Genomic DNA, 13947 nt, shown 5'->3' with positions numbered 1-13947 from the left:
TGCCCTGTTCTCCGTTGGATTGCTAGCATGACTGCATCCATTCCGTCCATGATTCGCCTCTCTCTGCGGCGCGAGCCGGGCGGACCCTGTGCGTGCGGACGACGGAGAAGGAGACCTGCGGTGGACGAGAGGAAAGGACGGATCCTGGCGCTGTGCGCCGTGGTGGCGGCGGCCCTCTTCTGGAGCAGTTCCTACGCGGTGACCAAGCAGGTGCTGTCGGACGTCGGACCGCTGAGCATCGGCGCGATCCGCTTCACGCTCGCCGCCGGGCTGCTCGCGGTGATGATGCGGCTGCGCCGCCGCCCGGGGGCCCGGCTCGACGCCCGGCAGCGGCGCCTGATCCAGCTCAGCGGACTGCTCGGCATCACGGCCTACTTCGTCCTGGAGAACATCGGCGTCGAACTGTCGACGGCCTCCGACGCCTCCCTGATCGTGGCCACCTACCCGCTGATGACCATGCTGCTGGAACTGGTGCTGTTCAAGGCCAGGATGCCGCTGCTGCGGGTCGGCGGCGTCCTGCTCGCCACCGCGGGCGCCTTCCTGGTCGTGCGCAACGGCGCTCAGGTGGGCGGCAGTTCGCGCTGGCTCGGCGATGTCCTGCTGCTGCTGGGCGGGCTGCTCTGGGGCGGGTACAACGTGCTCGTCAAGTCCATGGGCCGCGGCCACGACGCCCTGGACCTCACCTACCACCAGACCGTGGCCGGCGCCGCCGGCTTCCTGCTCGCCTCCTGCCTGGAGGCCGGGGACTGGCACGTACCGGACGGATCGGCCTCGCTGCTGCTCGTCTATCTGGCCGTGGCGTGCTCCGTCGGCGGCTTCCTCCTCTACAACTACGGGCTGCGCCGCATGACCTCCAGCGTCGCGGTCAACATCCTCAATCTGGTACCGGTGTTCGGCGTGCTCGGTGCCGTGGTGATCAACGGGGAGACGGTCCGGCTCGGGCAGGTGCTCGGCGGGGCGATCATCGTCGCCGGGGTGGCGCTCGGGGTCGTGGAACGGCGGACGTCCGTGGCCGCGCCCCCGGCCCCCGAGCCCGCCACGGTGGGCGAGCGCAGCTAGGACAGGTCCTGGGGCCTGGTTCCTGCTGCCGCGGAATGACCGGGCAGGCCGGCGGCATTATGCCGGTGTGGCGGCCGGCCCCGCCTCGCCGACAACGTGTCATCCGACGAGAAAGGACTGGACGCCCATGCCCAAGCCCGCCGCTCGGCCCCAGGACGGTTCGCTGAGCGACCTGTTCGCGCAGCACGTCGTACGCCGGCCCGAGGCGCCCGCCCTCACCTATGGTTCCGTCACACTGACGTACCGGCAGCTCGACCGGGTCACCAACTCCCTGGCGATCCGGCTGCGCGACCGGGGCGTACGGCCCGGCCGGCTGGTGGCGATCCTCGCCGACCGCGGCATCGGGGTGATCCTGGGCATGCTCGCCACCGTCAAGGCCGGCGGCGCCTATCTCGCGTTGGACCCGGCGCAGCCGGCCGCCCGGCTGCGCATGATCCTCCAGGAGTCCGAGCCGGTGGCCCTGCTCACCGAGGCCGGCACGGACGACCCCAGCGGCCTCGGCATCCCGGTGCTCACGGCCGCCGGACACCTGGGGCGGAGCGTACGGGACGACGCCGCCCTGGACGTCCGCACGGACGGCGGCGCGGGACCCGAGGACCTGGCCTACGTGATGTACACCTCGGGTTCGACCGGCACGCCCAAGGGGATCTGCACGACGCACCGCAACGTCGTCCGGCGCACCCGGGACGCCGACTACCTCACGTTCGAGGCGGGCGACCGGGTCGCGCAGATCTCCAACGCGGCCTTCGACGCCGCCACCGTCGAGGTGTGGGGCGCGCTGCTCAACGGCGGCGAGCTCATCGGGTTCGACCGCGACACCGTCCTCTCGCCGGGCCGGCTGGCGACCGCGCTGCGCGAACGCCGTATCGACACCGTGGTGATGGCGACACCGCTGTTCAACCAGCTCGCGGGGGACGACCCGGCGACGTTCGCCACGGTCTCCCAGGTCCTGGTCGGCGGCGACGCCCTGGCGGTCGACCAGGCCAACGCCGTGGCCGCGGTTCCGGGCTGCCACCTGGTCAACGGGTACGGGCCCGCCGAGTGCACGACGATCGCCACCGCGCACCGGGTCAGGCCGATGCCCGCCGACCAGGTGCGGGTGCCGATCGGCGTGCCCGTCTCGCACACCACGTGCTACGTGCTCGACGACGAGCTGCGGCCGGTGCCCGCCGGGGAGACCGGTCAGCTCCACGTCGGCGGTGACGGCGTGGCGAGCGGCTATCTCGGCCGCCCGGACCTGACGAAGGAGCGGTTCCTGCCCGACCCCTTCGCCGCCGAACCCGGCGCCCGCATGTACGCCACGGGCGATCTGGTGCGCGAACTGCCGGACGGCTCACTGGACTTCCTCGGCCGGGCCGACTTCCAGGTCAAGATCCGGGGCTTCCGGGTCGAGACGAACGAGGTCGACGCGGCGCTGCTGCGCCACCCCGGGATCAGGGAGGCGGTGACGGTCGCCGGCACCGACGCCCGCTCGGGGGACCGGACGCTCCTCAGCTACTACGTGGGGGCGGGCGAAAAGGCCCCGGACACGGCCGCCCTGCGGGCGTTCCTGCGCGACCGGCTCCCCGACTACATGCTCCCCTCCCGGCTGACCCGGCTGCCCGAGCTGCCGAAGAACGCCAACATGAAGATCGACCGGGAGCGGCTGCCCGCCCCGCAGGCCCCGGCCGCCCCGGCGGGCGGCGCGGTGGGCCCGGCGGGCGCGGACGCGATGGACGCGATGGACGAAGAGATCGCCGCGCTCATGAGCGGTCTGCTGGACGTGCCGGGCGTCGGCCACGAGGAGGACTTCTTCGAGGCCGGCGGGCAGTCGATGCTCGCGATCCGGCTGCTGGCCCAGGTGAGCAGGCGGTTCGGCGCGGACATGACGCTGGCGGAGTTCTTCGAGGACCCGACGGTGCGGGGCATCGCCGCCCATGTGCGGGACGCGGCGGCCTCGGCCCCCGTCCCGGCCGTCTCCGCCCCGGCCGTCTCCGCCCCGGCCGTCTCCGTCCCGGCCGTCTCCGTCCCGGCCGCCGGTTCCGGGGACGTACGCCCCTGACCGGGACGGCCGACGCCCGGTGCTTCCGTGCTTCCCGCCGTGCCGCGAAGGACGCGAAGGAGCGGGCGGGCCGGACTCAGCGCGTGCGGGCCGGGTTCACTTGGCCCCGGGCAGCCCGAGCGGACCGCCGATCTCCTCCGCCATGACCCGGCCCGCCTCGAACTCCAGCGTCTCGTCGCCCATGGCCTGGTCGGTGTCGAGCCCGTCCAGCTCCTCCAGGGGCTGGTTGAGGCGCACATGGGCGACCAGGGACTGGAGGGCGCGCAGGGCCGCCGAGGCGGTGCCGCCCCAGTTGGAGAAGTAGGAGAACTGCCACCACCACAGCGCCTCGGTGGTGCGGCCCGCGCGGTAGTGGACCATGCCGTGGCGCAGATCGGCGACGACGTCGGCGAGGTCGTCGGAGATCCGCGCGGGCACCGGGGCGCGGCGCGGCTCGTAGGGGTCGAAGACCTCGGAGTAGACGTCGATGGGCTCCAGCAGGCGGCCCAGGTTCTCGCGGAGGACGTCCGCGTCCTGCTCCGGGCCCGGGTCGGGCTCGTAGCGCTCGTCGGGGACGATGTCCTCGTGCGCGCCGAGCCGGCCGCCGGCCAGCAGCAGCTGGGAGACCTCCAGCAGGAGGAAGGGCACCGCGGAGTCCGGTTCGTCGCCCTTGGCGACCTCGGTGACGGCGACCAGGAAGCTCTCGATCTGGTCGGCGATCTGGACCGCGAAGTCGTCGGGGTTCTGGCTGGTCGCGTGCAGCGTGGCGTCAGACATCTAGGAGTCGTCTCCCCTCGAAGGCGCGGCCGAGGGTCACCTCGTCCGCATACTCCAGGTCGCCGCCCACCGGGAGGCCGCTGGCCAGGCGGGTGACCTTGAGGCCCATGGGCTTGATCATGCGGGCGAGGTACGTCGCCGTCGCCTCGCCCTCCAGGTTCGGGTCCGTGGCCAGGATGAGTTCCGTGACCGTGCCGTCGGCGAGGCGGGACAGCAGCTCCCGGATGCGCAGATCGTCGGGGCCGACGCCCTCGATCGGGCTGATCGCCCCGCCGAGGACGTGGTACCGGCCGCGGAACTCGCGGGTCCGCTCGATCGCGACGACGTCCTTGGGCTCCTCGACCACGCAGATGACGCTCTGGTCGCGGCGGCTGTCACGGCAGATGCCGCACAGCTCCTCCTGCGCCACGTTGCCGCAGACGGCGCAGAAGCGGACCTTCGCCTTCACCTCCAGCAGGGCGTGGGCGAGCCGGCGCACGTCCGTCGGCTCCGCCTGGAGGATGTGGAAGGCGATCCGCTGCGCGCTCTTGGGACCGACGCCGGGCAGCCGCCCCAGTTCGTCGATGAGGTCCTGGACCACGCCTTCGTACACCGGACGCCCGTCCTTCCTGCTCTGCGTGTGCCGCTGTTTCGGTGTGTGCTGCTTCGGTACGTACCGTAGTTGCCCGGGGGGCGCCTAGAAAGGCAGCCCGGGGATGCCGCTGCCGCCGCCGAGGCCCTGGGCCAGCGGGCCGAGCTTCTGCTGCTGGAGCGCCTGGGCGTTCTCGTTGGCCGCCTGGACGGCCGCCACGACCAGGTCCGCGAGGGTCTCGGTGTCCTCGGGGTCCACGGCCTTCGGGTCGATCTTCAGGGCGCGCAGCTCGCCGGCGCCGGTGACGGTGGCCTTCACCAGGCCGCCGCCCGCCTGCCCGTCGACCTCGGTGCGCGCCAGCTCCTCCTGGGCCTGCGCCAGGTCCTGCTGCATCTTCTGGGCCTGCTGGAGCAGCTGCTGCATGTTGGGCTGGCCACCACCGGGAATCACGATCAGCTCCTGCTTTCCTCCGTGCGTCCGGATGATCCGGACGGCCCGGTCTCCGGGCGGGGCCCGTCCGCCGGCGTACCGGCGATTCCCCGCTGGCACGAGCCTACGTGGTCCCGGCGGGCGGCGCCCCGCCACTCTTTCGAGTGAGTTCCGGGTGCGTCCTATACCTGATCAAGGCCCTCTTCCGGGCGGAAAAGCACCGCATTCCCCCGCTTCGCCACCCGTTGGGGGGTAGGAAGGGGTCCGGCGGTCAGCCAGCGTCACAGCACGTGATCAGTAGGTGATCAGTAGGGAGTGCCGGGTGGGTCAGCCGGAGATGCAGCCCGAGCGTCACCCTCGGGACGGGCGGGAGGGCGGGGCTCGGGACGGGCGGGAGGACGGGGCGGCGGCGGCGACCGGGCCGCTGCCCGGGGACCTGACCGGGCGGGTGTTCCCGCCCGGCGACTGGGGCGATCCCGCCCGGCGGCTGGACGAGCTGTACCGGTGGGTGGAGCGCGGCGCGCTCCAGACCGCCGCCTGGTACCTCGCGGAGCGGGTGTGGAAGCGGCGCGGGGCGCGGGCGCTGCGGTGCGGGGCGGCGGCCGGGGCGCTGGCCGGGGCGGGGCTGCCGCTGCTGGACCTGACCGGGCCGGCCCGCGGCGCGGCGCCCTGGGGGTATCTGGCGCTGCTGCTGTCGGTGGCGTGCGTCGCGGCCGACCGGTACTTCGGCCTGACCTCGGGCTGGATGCGGGACGTGGCGACCGCGCAGGCCGTGCAGCGGCGGCTTCAGCTGCTCCAGTTCGACTGGGCCACCGAGAGCGTGCGGGAGGTGCTCGGCCCGGCCGAGGGCACGGCGGGCGAGGCCGCCGAGCGGTGCCTGGCGGTGCTGCGGCGCTTCACGGAGGACGTGACCGAGCTGGTGCGGGCCGAGACGGCCGGCTGGATGGTGGAGTTCCGCGTCGGGGCGGCACCGGCGGGGATCCATCCGGCGGTGCCGGGCGGTGCGCGCCCGGAGCCCGGCGGGGCCGGTCCGGGCCGCTTCCCGCTGCCGCCGGGCGGCACCCGGCCGAACATGCCGCGCCAGCGGCCCCCCGAGCCCCGGTAGAGCCTCCCCGGCCGGGACACCGGTCACCGGTGCGGGGCCTGACACCGCTCCCCCGAGCTCTTCGAGCAGGGGTACCCCCGGCGGCGCGGCACCCGGCGCTCGTACCGGAGCGTCCCGGACGGACGCGGCGATGCCGAGCACCGCGGCGGCTTCTCCCGTCCCGTGTCCCGTCCCGTGCTCACTCCCTGGTGTAGGTCAGCCGCTCTCCGCTGTCCTTGTTGACGCGCTGGAGGCCGCCCTGCGGGAGCAGCAGCACCTGGGTGGCCGCGCCCGGATTGCAGGCGCCGCCCGTGCCGTTCCTGACCGTCGAGGGCCCGAGCTCCAGCGGTCCGCCGGCGTCCGGCCGCCGGACCAGCCGGGCCTCGAACACGCAGTGGTAGGTGCCGCCGGTCGCGGTGGGGCCGTCCGCGACCAGGGTGAGCACCCGGTCCCCGACACCGCCCTGGGCGATGGTGAGCCGCCGGGGGTTCGAGCCCAGCTCGCTGTCGATCGCCGACCGCCAGGTGCCGAGGTAGCCGGTGGGGACCACGCCGCCCGAGGGGCCGGGCGGCGCGCTCGTGGCGGTGGGGGACGGGTCCGGGCCGCCCGTGCCGGACGCGGTGGCGGTCGGCGAGGGGCCGGGGCCGCCGCGGTGGTCCTCGTGCCCGCCGCCCTGCATCAGGGCGTAGACCGAACCGCCCGCGCCGAGCGCGACGACCAGCGCCACCGCGAGGAGCGCCACCGTGGAGGTACCACCGCGCCGCGGCCCGTCCTGAGCCGGGTCCGGGGCCGGGGCGAAGTACGGAGGGTCGGCGGGCCGGTACGGGTGAGGATGCGGGTGCTGGTGGGGGTCAGGGTGCTGGGGATGGCCGTACGCCCGCTGTGCGGGCACGGGCGCGGACCCGGGCGCCGGTGCGGGCGCCGGGCCGTCGGCCCGGGTGGGCGGGTGGTCCGGCGGCGCGTGGCCCTGGCCGGCGGGCTCGCCGGGGGCCGGGGGCCGGACGGCGGCGGCGTGCTCCGGGGAGGGCCACGGGGTGGCTTCCGCGGCGGGGCCCGGGGCGCGGCCCGGGGAGGCCGCGAGGGTGTGCCCAGGCGGCTGCTCCCGGGAGGAGGAATGGGAGAAGGAGGAGGAGGCGGCGGCGGAGTCGTGCTGCGGGAGCCCCTCGGGATGAGCGGGCACGGTGGGACCCGTGAGAGGGGAGGGAGCGATGGGGACGGTGGCTTCGCCGGGGGTGGCGGGTGGCGGCGCCTCGGGATTCTCCGCGTCCAGCAGCCGTACCGCGTGCCGTCCGAGCTGGGCCACCAGGGCGCTCGGCAGCCACGGGTCGCGGAGCCGGCCGTCGCACACCGTGTCCTCGGCGCCGGTGCGCTCCAGGATCTCCTCCAGCGCGGGCCGGGCCGCCGGGTCCTTGCGCAGACAGGCGCGGACCAGGTCGGCGATGCCCTCGGGCAGCGCGTCCAGGTCCGGTTCCTCCTGGGCGATCCGGTACATCAGCGCGTGCACACCGCTGTCGGCGGTACCGAAGGGCAGGGTGCCCGTCGCGGCGTAGGCGAGCACGGACCCCAGGCAGAAGATGTCGCAGGCGGGGGTGATCCGGTCGCCGCGCACCTGCTCGGGGGCCATGAAGCCGGGCGAGCCGAGCAGCGCCCCGGTGCGGGTGAGGCCGCTGTCCGCGACGGTCTCCAGGGCGCGGGCGATGCCGAAGTCGATGACCCGGGGGCCGTCGATGGTGACGAGCACGTTCGACGGTTTGAGGTCGCGGTGGACGAGCCCGGCCGCGTGGATGTCCCGCAGCGCCTCGGCGAGACCGGCGGCGAGGACGCGCACCGACCGCTCGGGCAGCGGCCCGTGGTCGTGGCCGACGATCCGCTGGAGGCTGGGCCCGGCGACATAGCCGGTGGCGACCCACGGCACGGCTGCCTCGGTGTCCGCGTCCAGCACGGGCGCGGTCCAGTTCCCGCCGACCCGGCGCGCGGCCCGCACCTCCTGGCGGAACCGGGCCCGGAACTCCTCCTGCTGCGCCAGTTCCTGCCGCACCACCTTCACGGCGGCCGTACGGCCCCGGCCGGAGCGGGCCAGGTACACCTGTCCCATGCCGCCCGCCCCGAGCCGCGCCAGCAGCCGGTACGCCCCGATCTCCCGCGGATCGCCGGACGCCAGCTTCTCCATGGCAGAACCGCCTCCCCCGATGTGCCCCGGTACGCCCCTGCGCGTCAGCCCGAGGATAGTGCGGGGACCACGGGCGGACAGCGGCCCGCCGTCGACGGTTCCGTAACAGCGGGCCGCCCGGCCGTACGCGCTCTCCCGCGCCCCCGTGCTCCCCGACGCGCCCCTGTGCTCCCCGTGCTCCCCGCGACAAGGTGTCGTCAAATCGCCGTCACCGCAGACAGGGCGCCGATACCGGCACCGCCGGGGCGGCCTCTACGCTCGCGGTATGACCCCTCAGCCCTCTTCCGCCCACCGGGCCCCGCAGCCGGACCCCGAGGCCGGCGCGGCCGTGAAGGCCGCCGACCGCGCGCACGTCTTCCACTCCTGGTCCGCGCAGGACCTGATCGACCCGCCGGCGGTGGCCGGTGCCGAAGGGTCGTACTTCTGGGACTACGACGGCAAGCGCTACCTGGACTTCTCCAGCGGCCTCGTCTTCACCAACATCGGCTACCAGCACCCCAAGGTCGTCGCCGCGATCCAGGAGCAGGCCGCGACGCTGGCCACCTTCGCTCCCGCGTTCGCCGTCGAGGCCCGCTCGGAGGCGGCCCGGCTGATCGCCGAGCGGACCCCCGGCGATCTGGACAAGATCTTCTTCACCAACGGCGGCGCCGACGCGGTCGAGCACGCGATCCGCATGGCCCGGCTGCACACCGGGCGCCCGAAGGTGCTGTCGGCGTACCGGTCGTACCACGGCGGCACCCAGCAGGCCGTGAACATCACCGGCGACCCGCGCCGCTGGGCCTCCGACGACGGCGCGGCGGGTGTCGTGCACTTCTGGGCGCCCTACCTCTACCGCTCCCGCTTCTACGCGCAGACCGAGGAGGAGGAGTGCGCGCGGGCGCTGGAGCACCTGGAGACGACGATCGCCTTCGAGGGGCCCGCGACGATCGCGGCGCTCATCCTGGAGACGGTCCCGGGCACGGCGGGCATCATGGTGCCGCCGCCGGGCTATCTCGCCGGGGTGCGCGAGCTGTGCGACAAGTACGGGATCGTGTTCGTGCTGGACGAGGTCATGGCCGGGTTCGGGCGGACCGGTGAGTGGTTCGCCGCGGACCTGTCCGGGGTCGTCCCCGACCTGATGACCTTCGCCAAGGGCGTGAACTCGGGGTACGTGCCGCTGGGCGGTGTGGCGATCTCCGGGAAGATCGCCGAGACGTTCGGCAAGCGGCCCTACCCGGGCGGTCTGACGTACTCGGGGCACCCGCTGGCCTGCGCCGCGGCCGTCGCGACGATCAACGTGATGGCCGAGGAGGGCGTCGTCGAGAACGCGCGGCGGCTGGGTGCCGAGGTGGTGGGCCCGGCGCTGCGCGAGCTGGCCGGGCGGCACCCGAGCGTCGGCGAGGTGCGCGGCACCGGCATGTTCTGGGCGCTGGAACTGGTGCGGAACCGCGAGACCCGCGAGCCGCTGGTGCCGTACAACGCGGCCGGTGCGGCGAACGGCCCGATGGCCGCCTTCGGCGCCGCCGCCAAGGCGCACGGCCTGTGGCCCTTCATCAACATGAACCGCACGCACGTCGTCCCGCCGTGCACGGTGACCGAGGCCGAGCTGAAGGAGGGGTTCGCGGCGCTGGACGCGGCCCTGTCCGTGGCCGACGAGCACACGGAGTAGGCCGGAAAGCACCGGTGAGCACCGGGGAGTCCCTCGAAACGCCCCGGAGTGCGTAAGGTGGCGTGCTCGTACACATACACCCGTACGAGTACATGATCAGACAGACGTACGAGCAGACGTACGCGTACGCCACCGCACGCGTGAGGGAGACGCCCCGACCATGCCCGGCTTCAGCGGAACCGGTGCCGTGACGCGCAGCACCCTGCGCCAGCAGATCGCGGACGCGCTGCGGGACGAGGTGCTGTCCGGGCGGCTCCAGCCGGGGCGCGAGTTCACGGTGAAGGAGATAGCCGAGCAGTACGGGGTGTCCGCGACGCCGGTGCGCGAGGCGCTGGTGGACCTGTCCGCGCAGGGGCTGCTGGACGCCGACCAGCACCGCGGCTTCCGGGTGCGCGTGTACTCGGCGGCCGCCTTCCGCGAGATGATCGAGGCCCGCGCCCTGGTCACCGAGGGCATGTTCCGCGTCCTGGCCGCCGCGGACGAGGCACCGGGCGGCGGCGCGGAGACCGGGGGCGCCCGCGCGAGGTCCCGGACGCGGGCGATGCCGCGCGAGCCCCTGGACCCGCGCACGGCCGCCGTGCTCGCCGGGGTGCGCCGGCGCGGCGAGGAGGCCCAGCGGGCGGCGACCGCCGGTGACCTGACCGTGCTGATCGGCTACGACCTGCGGTTCTGGCGCGAGCTGAGCGCCCTCTACGGCAACGCGCACCTCGCCGACTTCCTGCACCGGCTGCGCGTGCAGTCCTGGGTGTGCGCGGTGCAGCAGCTCCGCAGGCTCGGTGATCTGCGCGGTGTCCTATGGTGCGGCCACACCGAACTCGTCGACGCCCTGGCGTCCCGCGACATCACCACCGCGCAGACCCTCGTCTCCGCCTACAACGCGCACTCCCTGGCCCTCGTCGAGCGGCTCTGCGCCGCATGAGCGGGGCGGGCGGGGGAACTGCACGGGTGGGGCCGGTCCGCTCCGCACCGACTACCCTTCGTTGACCACTGTGCTTCGCGCGTGCCGAACGCTGAGTGAGGAGCCCTCCTTTGGCCTGTGACCTGTGGCTGGTACCGCTCGTCGACGTGTTGTGCCACACCCCCGACAACCCGTTCGCCGAGGAACTCGCGCAGTACAACAAGGCGCTCGCGGAGAACGGACTGCCGCCGGTGCCGGTGTACCAGTACATGCCGGGCCTGTCCGGTGACGTGGCGCCGGTGGCCGGCTTCGACTACGACGCCCTGCACTTCCTGCGCCGCGCCCACCTGCTCCAGCTCTGTGGCCTCCCGCTCACCCCGGTCGACGAACTGGGCGGCGACTACGAGCAGTTGCTGGAGATGTTCGAGACGACGGCACAGCAGTCCCACCTGGTCTGGCACTACGACCACGCGGGCGCCTACGTCCCCGTGGACTTCCCGCACCCGCTGTCCAACGACGAACTCCTCGCCGGCGGCGGCCCGCTCGGCTCCTCCCAGGCCCTGCTGCGCGAACTCCAGCAGGTCGCCCCGGCCCTGGGCATCGATCCGGCCGCCCCCCCGGCTCCCCCGGCCCCGCCGCCGGGCCCCACCGAACTCGAACAGCCCGCCGCGCCCGCCCCCTACGACCCCAGCCCCTTCGCCCGCGAACGCCACGTCTGGCTCGGCCTGCACGCGGCGGCCACCCGCAGCCTGGCCCAGGGCTCGATGATCGTCTTCAGCTGACCGGGGGCCGGCCGTCCGGTGCGCGGCGAACACCGCACCGGTGACCCGCCGGGCCGGTTGGCGGCGGGCGGGAACGCCGACGGCGGCCGGCGCGCTGGGCGACGGCCGCCGTTCGGGAACCGGGGTGCGGGTCAGATGAACGAGTTGATCTCGATCGTCTCGTCGCGGCCGGGGCCGACGCCGATCGCGGAGATCGGGGCGCCGGACATCTCCTCCAGGGCCTTGACGTAGTCCTGGGCGTTCTTGGGCAGGTCGGCGAAGGTCTTGGCCTTCGTGATGTCCTCCTGCCAGCCCGGGAGGTACTCGTAGACCGGCTTGGCGTGGTGGAAGTCGGTCTGGGAGTAGGGCAGCTCCTCGACGCGGCGCCCGTCGATCTCGTAGGCGACGCAGACCGGGATCCGCTCCCAGCCGGTGAGGACGTCGAGCTTGGTGAGGAAGAAGTCGGTGAGGCCGTTGACGCGGGTGGCGTAGCGGGCGATCACCGCGTCGAACCAGCCGCAGCGGCGGTCGCGGCCGGTGGTCACACCGCGCTCGCCGCCGATGCGGCGCAGCGCCTCGCCGTCCTCGTCGAGCAGCTCGGTCGGGAACGGCCCCGAGCCCACACGGGTGGTGTACGCCTTGAGGATGCCGATGACCCGGCTGATCTTCGTCGGGCCGACACCGGCGCCGGTGCAGGCACCGCCCGCGGTGGGGTTGGACGAGGTCACGAAGGGGTACGTGCCGTGGTCGATGTCGAGGAGGGTGCCCTGACCGCCCTCGAACAGCACGACCTTGTCCTCCTCCAGGGCCTGGTTGAGCACCAGGACCGTGTCGGCGACGTACGGCGCGAGCTGCTCCGCGTAGCCCAGCAGCTCCTCGACCACCTGGTCCACGGCGATGGCGCGCCGGTTGTAGAGCTTGGTGAGGATCTGGTTCTTGGCGTCGAGGGCCGCTTCGACCTTCTGGGTGAGGATCGACTCGTCGTACAGGTCCTGGACCCGGATGCCGACGCGGTTGATCTTGTCCGCGTAGGTCGGGCCGATGCCGCGGCCGGTGGTGCCGATCTTGCGCTTGCCGAGGAAGCGTTCCGTCACCTTGTCGACGGTCACGTTGTACGGCGTGATGATGTGCGCGTTACCGCTGATCAGGAGCTTCGACGTGTCGACGCCGCGCTCGTTCAGACCGCTCAGCTCGGAGAGCAGGACCGACGGGTCGACGACGACGCCGTTTCCGATGACGGGCGTACAGCCGGGCGAGAGGATGCCGGAGGGGAGCAGGTGCAGTGCGTACTTCTGGTCGCCCACGACGACCGTGTGGCCGGCATTGTTGCCGCCCTGGTAACGCACCACATAGTCCACGGAGCCACCGAGCAGGTCGGTGGCCTTCCCCTTGCCCTCGTCACCCCACTGAGCACCGAGCAGCACAAGTGCGGGCACGCGCGTACACCCCTTCCGGGCGGGGCATGTCCAAGGTCAGGGGCGTACGCGGGTTCACCGCCGCGTGCACCGCGCGACCCTCGTCGGTCGCGCAACCGTCGGACCGGATGCCCCGGAATAGACGAAGCCCCTGGCGCAATAGCGCAAGGGGCTCTTGCACAAAGATGCTACCCGAGGAAGCGAGGCAGGACCGAGGTGGCGACCTATCCGACGTCCGATCCGCTGCTCGTGATCATCGATCCGGCCGCCCGGCGGACCGACGGGGAGTCCGTACGGATCGCGAAAGACGTGCTCAGCGCGGGTGCCGCCACGAAGGTGTGCCTGCCGGAGGGGCCGGAGGAGTTCGCCCGCGCACTGGCGCGGCGGGGCTCGCGGCGGCCGGTGGTGGTCGGTGACGACCGGGCACTGCTGCGGGCGGTGACCCTGCTGCACCGGCGGCGGGAGCTGGCCGGATGCGTGCTGTCGGTCGTCCCGGTCGGCGGCGCCCTGGCCCTGGCCCGCTCGCTGGGCGTGCCGACCGGTCCGGTCGCCTCCGCGCGGGCGGTGCTCGACGGCTCCGTGCGCCGACTCGACCTGCTCGTCGACGACAGCGACGGGGTGGTGCTGGGCGCGCTGCGGATCCCGCCGCTGGTCCCGCCCCCGGCGGATCCGGCGGTGCTCGGCGCGGGAGCGCACCGCGACTGGCTGCGGACCTGCCAGTCGCTCGTCCGGACCCTGGTGGCCCGCCCGCCCCGCACGACGGCCGAGGCCCAGGCGGGGACCGGGCCCGCGCGACTGCGGGTGGAGGTCGACGGGGTGACGCTGGTGGACCTGGACCAGCCGGTGGAGGCGGTCTCCGTGGTGCCCGGTGTCCGGGGCGTGGCCGAGGTGGAGGTACGGCCGCTGTCGGGACCGGGCGCGGAGCTCTCCCCCCTGCTCGCCGAGGGGCGCGCGGTGACCGTCTCCGGCGCGCACTACCGCTACCGCGCGGACACGGTGGTCTCGGGCCCGGTCCGCACCCGGACCTGGACGGTGCGCGAGGGGGCGTGGGGGCTGGTGGTGCCTGCCCGGGGGTGAGAGCCGGTTGCGGACGGGCGCGCGGCTGCCCGTGGTGG

At 73.8% G+C, this 13947-nt stretch carries 12 protein-coding genes; 7 read left to right on the top strand and 5 right to left on the bottom strand.

Annotated elements, in window-relative coordinates:
* Positions 1-120 precede the first annotated feature (120 nt).
* On the top strand, positions 121-1059 hold the full coding sequence (locus tag A8713_RS16895; RefSeq protein ID WP_064534331.1) for a DMT family transporter: 939 nt from the start codon (positions 121-123) through the stop codon (positions 1057-1059).
* A gap of 127 nt (positions 1060-1186) precedes the next feature.
* Positions 1187-3100 carry a non-ribosomal peptide synthetase gene (locus A8713_RS16890; RefSeq protein WP_064534330.1) on the top strand — a complete coding sequence of 638 codons (1914 nt, stop codon included), beginning with the start codon at positions 1187-1189 and terminating at the stop codon, positions 3098-3100.
* Positions 3101-3196: 96 nt separating this feature from the next.
* Here A8713_RS16890 and A8713_RS16885 read toward each other — a convergent pair whose 3' ends face one another.
* From A8713_RS16885 to A8713_RS16875, 3 genes are all read right to left on the bottom strand, one after another.
* A complete protein-coding gene (locus A8713_RS16885; protein WP_064534329.1) occupies positions 3197-3856 on the bottom strand; it encodes a DUF5063 domain-containing protein in 660 nt (219 codons plus the stop codon).
* Positions 3849-4448 (bottom strand): recombination mediator RecR, encoded by a 600-nt coding sequence (recR, locus tag A8713_RS16880; protein ID WP_064534328.1) that lies wholly within the window; start codon positions 4446-4448, stop codon positions 3849-3851. The genes A8713_RS16885 and recR overlap by 8 nt, the downstream gene beginning before the upstream one ends.
* Positions 4449-4532: 84 nt before the next feature.
* Positions 4533-4877, bottom strand: coding sequence for a YbaB/EbfC family nucleoid-associated protein (locus A8713_RS16875; RefSeq protein WP_026252718.1), 345 nt, complete (start codon positions 4875-4877; stop codon positions 4533-4535).
* A 301-nt stretch (positions 4878-5178) separates the two neighbouring features.
* Between A8713_RS16875 and A8713_RS16870 the strand changes: the two genes are divergently transcribed.
* On the top strand, positions 5179-5961 hold the full coding sequence (locus A8713_RS16870; RefSeq protein WP_064534327.1) for an SLATT domain-containing protein: 783 nt from the start codon (positions 5179-5181) through the stop codon (positions 5959-5961).
* Positions 5962-6139: 178 nt separating this feature from the next.
* Here the strand turns inward: A8713_RS16870 and A8713_RS16865 are convergent, their stop codons facing one another.
* On the bottom strand, positions 6140-8110 hold the full coding sequence (locus A8713_RS16865) for a serine/threonine-protein kinase (protein WP_064534326.1): 1971 nt from the start codon (positions 8108-8110) through the stop codon (positions 6140-6142).
* A 265-nt stretch (positions 8111-8375) separates the two neighbouring features.
* On the opposite strand from A8713_RS16865, the gene A8713_RS16860 reads away from it, so the two are divergent.
* From A8713_RS16860 to A8713_RS16850, 3 genes are all read left to right on the top strand, one after another.
* A complete protein-coding gene (locus tag A8713_RS16860) occupies positions 8376-9758 on the top strand; it encodes an aspartate aminotransferase family protein (RefSeq protein ID WP_064534325.1) in 1383 nt (460 codons plus the stop codon).
* 160 nt (positions 9759-9918) lie between these two features.
* The gene (locus A8713_RS16855) at positions 9919-10677 is read left to right on the top strand and encodes a GntR family transcriptional regulator (RefSeq protein WP_064534324.1); all 759 of its coding nucleotides are present in this window, start codon (positions 9919-9921) and stop codon (positions 10675-10677) included.
* 110 nt (positions 10678-10787) lie between these two features.
* Complete coding sequence (locus tag A8713_RS16850) at positions 10788-11438, top strand: hypothetical protein (RefSeq protein WP_064534323.1); 651 nt, start codon at positions 10788-10790, stop codon at positions 11436-11438.
* A 131-nt stretch (positions 11439-11569) separates the two neighbouring features.
* Here the strand turns inward: A8713_RS16850 and A8713_RS16845 are convergent, their stop codons facing one another.
* The gene (locus A8713_RS16845) at positions 11570-12853 is read right to left on the bottom strand and encodes an adenylosuccinate synthase (protein ID WP_026252719.1); all 1284 of its coding nucleotides are present in this window, start codon (positions 12851-12853) and stop codon (positions 11570-11572) included.
* 195 nt (positions 12854-13048) lie between these two features.
* On the opposite strand from A8713_RS16845, the gene A8713_RS16840 reads away from it, so the two are divergent.
* Positions 13049-13909, top strand: coding sequence for a diacylglycerol kinase family protein (locus tag A8713_RS16840; protein ID WP_064534322.1), 861 nt, complete (start codon positions 13049-13051; stop codon positions 13907-13909).
* The last annotated feature ends 38 nt before the right edge of the window (positions 13910-13947 follow it).

The organism is Streptomyces sp. SAT1, assembly GCF_001654495.1.
Classification (GTDB): domain Bacteria; phylum Actinomycetota; class Actinomycetes; order Streptomycetales; family Streptomycetaceae; genus Streptomyces; species Streptomyces andamanensis.
The sequence above is the reverse complement of the archived record's forward strand: the minus strand, read 5'-3'. Positions and strand labels throughout refer to the sequence as shown.

What these genes read in the sequence shown, in the direction of transcription:
- A8713_RS16855 (WP_064534324.1), top strand. Translation starts at nt 9,919, where the DNA reads ATGCCCGGCTTCAGCGGAACCGGTGCCGTGACGCGCAGCACCCTGCGC.
- A8713_RS16860 (WP_064534325.1), top strand. Translation starts at nt 8,376, where the DNA reads ATGACCCCTCAGCCCTCTTCCGCCCACCGGGCCCCGCAGCCGGACCCC.
- A8713_RS16890 (WP_064534330.1), top strand. Translation starts at nt 1,187, where the DNA reads ATGCCCAAGCCCGCCGCTCGGCCCCAGGACGGTTCGCTGAGCGACCTG.
- A8713_RS16885 (WP_064534329.1), bottom strand. Translation starts at nt 3,856, where the DNA reads ATGTCTGACGCCACGCTGCACGCGACCAGCCAGAACCCCGACGACTTC.
- A8713_RS16865 (WP_064534326.1), bottom strand. Translation starts at nt 8,110, where the DNA reads ATGGAGAAGCTGGCGTCCGGCGATCCGCGGGAGATCGGGGCGTACCGG.